Origin of the sequence: Labrenzia sp. OB1, from assembly GCF_001624695.1 — a bacterium.
GTDB lineage: Bacteria > Pseudomonadota > Alphaproteobacteria > Rhizobiales > Stappiaceae > Roseibium.
Window position 1 is genome coordinate 1 of the sequence record NZ_JSEP01000055.1, and the last position, 4,621, is coordinate 4,621.

Here is a 4,621-nt window from a genome sequence, read left to right on the forward strand (position 1 = left end):
AAGCACAGTGCCGCGTTGCGGGATTTGGCTGCCAGCATCTTTAAAGAAAAAACGGCACGGGACCTGATCAAGGAAGATGTCGAAGGCGAAGTCGCCGAGCATACGCCAACTCATGCGCAAGAGCCGTCGCAGCCGGCCGAACCGCCCACAGAGTAAAGTCCATGCATATCATGCGGGCCTTCGCCGTTCTGGCCTGTGCCGCACTTGTTGGCGTGACGCTGACAGGGTGGCACTACACGCTCGGCTTCAATCCCTTGCAAGCTGCCTGGTGGCAATGGTTGCTGGATTTCTGGCGGCAGGCCTCCGGCTTTCCGAACGAAATCCTTCAGCCGGCCTATGCCGGGTTTGGCGCCTTTCTCAGTCTGATGCTGATCGGGGCAATCGTCTCTTCCGGTGCCAGGTCGGAAACGATCTTTGGCGGCCGAAGACAGAAGGATATTCACGGCACGGCCCGTTGGGCTGAAACCCGGGACGTGAAAGCAAGCGGCCTCCTGTCGGAAACCGGCGTTGTCGTCGGCGGCTGGCCGACCCGTACCGGCACGAAAATGCTGCGCCACGATGGCCCGGAGCACGTTCTGGCTTTTGCCCCGACGCGTTCCGGTAAAGGTGTCGGCCTGGTTTTGCCGACCTTGCTCTCATGGGAGGAGTCCGCGCTCGTCCTCGATATCAAGGGCGAAAACTACGCTTTGACCGCCGGCTGGCGAGCCGGTCAGGGACAGAGAATCTATCGCTTCGATCCGGCCGCGGATCGCGGTTCCGTCAAATACAATCCGCTCGCGGAAGTTCGCATCGGCACCGATCACGAAATCGCCGACTGCCAGAACATTGCCATCATGATCATCGATCCGGACGGCACCGGCCTGAAGGACTTCTGGATGCAGGAAGGCTACGGCTGGCTCTGCACCGCAATCTTGCATGTCCTTTACCGGATCAAAAAATCAGAAAACCGCACCGCGACACTCGCAGACGTGCGTGCCTTCATGTCGATCGGTGATGACGAAGATCCAAAGTCCATCAGCGAACAGGCCGTCGCCGCCGCTGCGAAAGCCGCTTTCAAAGGAGAGGAGGACGACAGTTTCGACCGGCTCCTGAAGGATATGGAGCGCTATGAGCACGGCCGCGAAGTCGTCAATGACGAAGTCCGCTTAGGCGCGGCGCGTATGCGCAAGCGGTCGAGTAACGAGCGTTCCGGCGTTCACTCCACCGGCACGTCTCAGCTTGCGCTTTACAGCGACCCCATCGTTGCAAGGAACATATCGGAATCCGATTTCCGCATCACCGACCTGATGAATGGTGACAAGCCGGCAACCCTTTACATCGTCATCCCGCCTTCCGACATCGCCCGGCTGCGGCCCCTGGTGCGGATCCTGCTCAACCAGTTCCTGACCCGCCTCACCTCTCACATGGCGTTCGAGGGCGGTCGCTCCGTCAAGCATTATAAACACCGCATGTTGTTGATGCTCGACGAGTTTACGTCTGTCGGCAAGCTGGAGATATTTGAAAAGGCGATTGCCTTCATGGCGGGCTATGGCCTGAAAGCCTTTGTCATCGTCCAGGACCTCACTCAACTGCAGAAGGCCTATGGCCGGGAACAGTCGATTGTCTCCAACTGCCATGTCCGGATTGCCTACGCACCGAACACGATGGAGACAGCCCGGGTTCTGTCGGACATGGCCGGCAAGACTACGCTTGTTCAGAAGAAAACCTCCGCCAGCCGGTCCACCGGCAGACTGGGCACCAATTATTCCGAAACCTTGATGGAGGTGGCCCGGCCGCTTCTGACCCCCGATGAATGCATGTCGTTGCCGGGGATCCAGGTGGGTAGCAGCGGCAAGGTCACCCGTGCCGGTGACATGCTGATTTTTGTTGCCGGACGTCCGGCCATCTATGGCCGCCAGGTTCTCTATTTCCAGAACGAAGACCTTCAGGCCAGGGCCAAAATCCCGCTCGCCTCCCCCACTTCAATTCCTTCTCTCCCGTCGTCGAACACAAGGGCCTCCTCATGAAGATCAGCACCGCAATCGCCCGGCTTGAAGCTGTTCAGCGCCTCTATGGCGATATCGAAATTACCGGCGGTTACCTCACCAACGATTCCCCGCTTCGCAACATCACTGTCATCAACACCGATGGCGTTGAACTCTGGCCCAAGGATACCAGCGCCTACGCAGGACCGGCCGAGGTCGACGGTGTGTTCCTCGACTGACCGCCACAGCATCTCACGTTTCTACCCCGCTTTCCTTCAAGGAGTTTTCCGCCATGGCTGACAAACAACCCATTCAAAAAACCTACCTGGTCGTTCCCTACGAGCTGCGCACGCTCGCAGATGAAGCCGGTGCTCTTTGGGACAGGAAGGCCAAGGCCTGGTTTGTCAAAGGCACCGACGTTCCCGACGCACTGAAACGATTCCTGCCGGAAAATCAGCAGGAGCACCCCCGCGAGGATCCGCGCACAGCCTTCGCTAACTTCCTGCGTGACAACGGTGCCGAGCTGCAGGGCCTGCCGGAGATGGATGGCAAGTGGCACCGCATAGCGCTCGCCGGTGAGGGCAAGGAGACCAATGCCAGTTATCGCGGCTTCCTTGACGGTGTTCCAAACGGCCAGTTCAAGAACTTCAAGGGCGACGATGTTCCCTTGCAGTGGATCTCCAAAGGAGACGGGCTGACGCGGGAAGAAAAGCAACGCCTTGTCGCCGAAGCGGCTCAGAACCGGGAGGACCGCGAGCGTGAGCGGGCCAAGGAACAGGAAACGACTGCCAAACGGGCCTTTGGAATCTGGACCAACCTGAAGTCCTGGGCCACGCCTGAAAATTGCCCGTACCTCGCCCGGAAGACTGTTCGCGGCTATGGCGTGAAAGTGGCCGACGATGGCCGGATGGTCGTGCCGCTGCGCGACGAAAACGGCCGCATCTGGTCGCTGCAGTTTGTCGGCGATGAAAAAATCTACCTGAAGCATGGCCGCAAAGACGGGCTCTACCACACCATCGATCCGAACAGGGAACTGGAGAAGGATCGGGAGGAAAGCGACAAACTGACCGTCATCGTCGGCGAGGGCTACGCCACCGGCGCGGATGTTCATAAGGCGACAAATCTGCCGACCTTTGTTGCCTTTGACGGTGACAATCTGGTGGCGACCGCCAAGGCGGTCCGGGAAAAGTATCCCGCCGCCAACATCTTGATCGCGGCCGACGACGATCATCATTTGCCACACAGGAACCCGCCCCTGCCGAACAAGGGTTTGAAATGCGCACAGCTCGCGGCCGAGGCCGTGGGCGGCAAGGTGCTGGCGCCGAGTTTTACGCCGGCCGAAAAGGCGCGCGGGGCAACAGACTGGAACGACCTGAAGCAACTTCGCGGTGAAAAAGGTCTGCTCACGGCCCTCAGGGACTCCTTTGCGCAGATGCAGCGGGAACAGGCGCGCGGTTTAGGCAAGGAAAAAGGGCTCGGGCGCGAGCTGGCGAGGTCACGGTGACAGCCCCGAAGCGGATGCTCTTGAAGGCTTATGTCAAGCCGGAGCTGCACAAGCGCATCACCGATCACGCTAAGCGCACGAAGCTTTCCGCTTCGCGCGTGGTCGAACGTGTTCTGGAAACCGGGAAGCTGCCGGACCAGTCCTTGGATCAGGCGATCTTGCATCTCCTGGAGATCAACGCCGATCAGGCACGGCTTGGCAACCTGCTCCTGAAGGGCATCAACGAAGCATCTGACGGTCATCTTGTCCGCCAGATGCAGACGCTTTTGAAGGATGTCCGCAGCACGCAGGGCCAGATCAAAGCGAAGGTTGCAAGGCTCAGACCATGATCGCCAAGAAAACCGCACTGAAGCGTTCCTCGGGCGCAAAAGCGCTGGCGAAGTATATTGCCGCAGCCAAGGAGAAGGGTGAAAAGCTCGATCAGTTTTGGCTTTCCAACTGCAAGGCCGGTTATCGCCTTGAGGACCTCGACACGGCCATCGCGGAGATCCGCGCGACGCAAGGAATTAACCAGCGCAGCAAGGCGGATCCAAACTACCACCTCGTTGTCTCCTTCGCCGAGGGCGAAAAGCCGGACACGGATGTCCTGAAAGACATTGAATTGGAGTTCGCGAAAGCACTTGGTCTGGAAGACCATCAGCGTGTGGTTGGCACCCATACCAACACCGAGAACTTCCACATGCACATCCAGATCAATCTCGTCCACCCGGAAACCTTCCGGATGCACACCCCGTTCCGCGATTTCCAGATCCTGCAATCCACTGCGGCCATGCTGGAAAAGAAACACGGCCTGGAGGTGGTTCAGGGACGGGGCCCAGATAAAGACAGTATGCACAATGAACGCGACAACCAGAAGGCCCGGGACAAGGAGGCCAATTCCTGGGAGCAATCGTTCTCCGGATACCTCAAGGAGCACCGTGACGCCATGCTGCAGATCCACCGACGGTCCAGCTCCTGGGAGGAGCTGCATGAAGGGTTCGCGCTCTATGATGTAGAGCTCCGCAAACGCGGCAACGGCTTCGTCTTTCGGGATAAGAAAACCGGCACGATGGAAAAAGCCAGCAGCGTTGACCGCGAACTCTCCCGGAAAAGGCTGGAAGAGAAATACGGCCCGTTCGAACCGGACAAGCACGGCGGCAAACGAAAACCCAAG

The 4,621-nt window shown here is 58.9% G+C and carries 5 protein-coding genes; all 5 read left to right on the forward strand.

Annotation, left to right across the window (positions count from 1 at the left end):
- Positions 1 to 161: 161 nt before the first annotated feature.
- Positions 162 to 2,006 (forward strand): type IV secretory system conjugative DNA transfer family protein, encoded by a 1,845-nt coding sequence (locus tag OA90_RS27275; RefSeq protein WP_068420142.1) that lies wholly within the window; start codon positions 162 to 164, stop codon positions 2,004 to 2,006.
- Positions 2,003 to 2,203 carry a hypothetical protein gene (locus OA90_RS27280; protein ID WP_068420144.1) on the forward strand — a complete coding sequence of 67 codons (201 nt, stop codon included), beginning with the start codon at positions 2,003 to 2,005 and terminating at the stop codon, positions 2,201 to 2,203. The genes OA90_RS27275 and OA90_RS27280 overlap by 4 nt, the downstream gene beginning before the upstream one ends.
- 53 nt (positions 2,204 to 2,256) lie before the next feature.
- Positions 2,257 to 3,468, forward strand: coding sequence for a DUF5710 domain-containing protein (locus OA90_RS27285; RefSeq protein WP_068420146.1), 1,212 nt, complete (start codon positions 2,257 to 2,259; stop codon positions 3,466 to 3,468).
- Positions 3,465 to 3,797, forward strand: coding sequence for a hypothetical protein (locus OA90_RS27290; RefSeq protein ID WP_068420148.1), 333 nt, complete (start codon positions 3,465 to 3,467; stop codon positions 3,795 to 3,797). The genes OA90_RS27285 and OA90_RS27290 overlap by 4 nt, the downstream gene beginning before the upstream one ends.
- Positions 3,794 to 4,621: TraI/MobA(P) family conjugative relaxase (gene traI, locus OA90_RS27295; protein WP_156510716.1), on the forward strand; the 828-nt coding region annotated here is incomplete at its 3' end. The genes OA90_RS27290 and traI, both read left to right, overlap by 4 nt.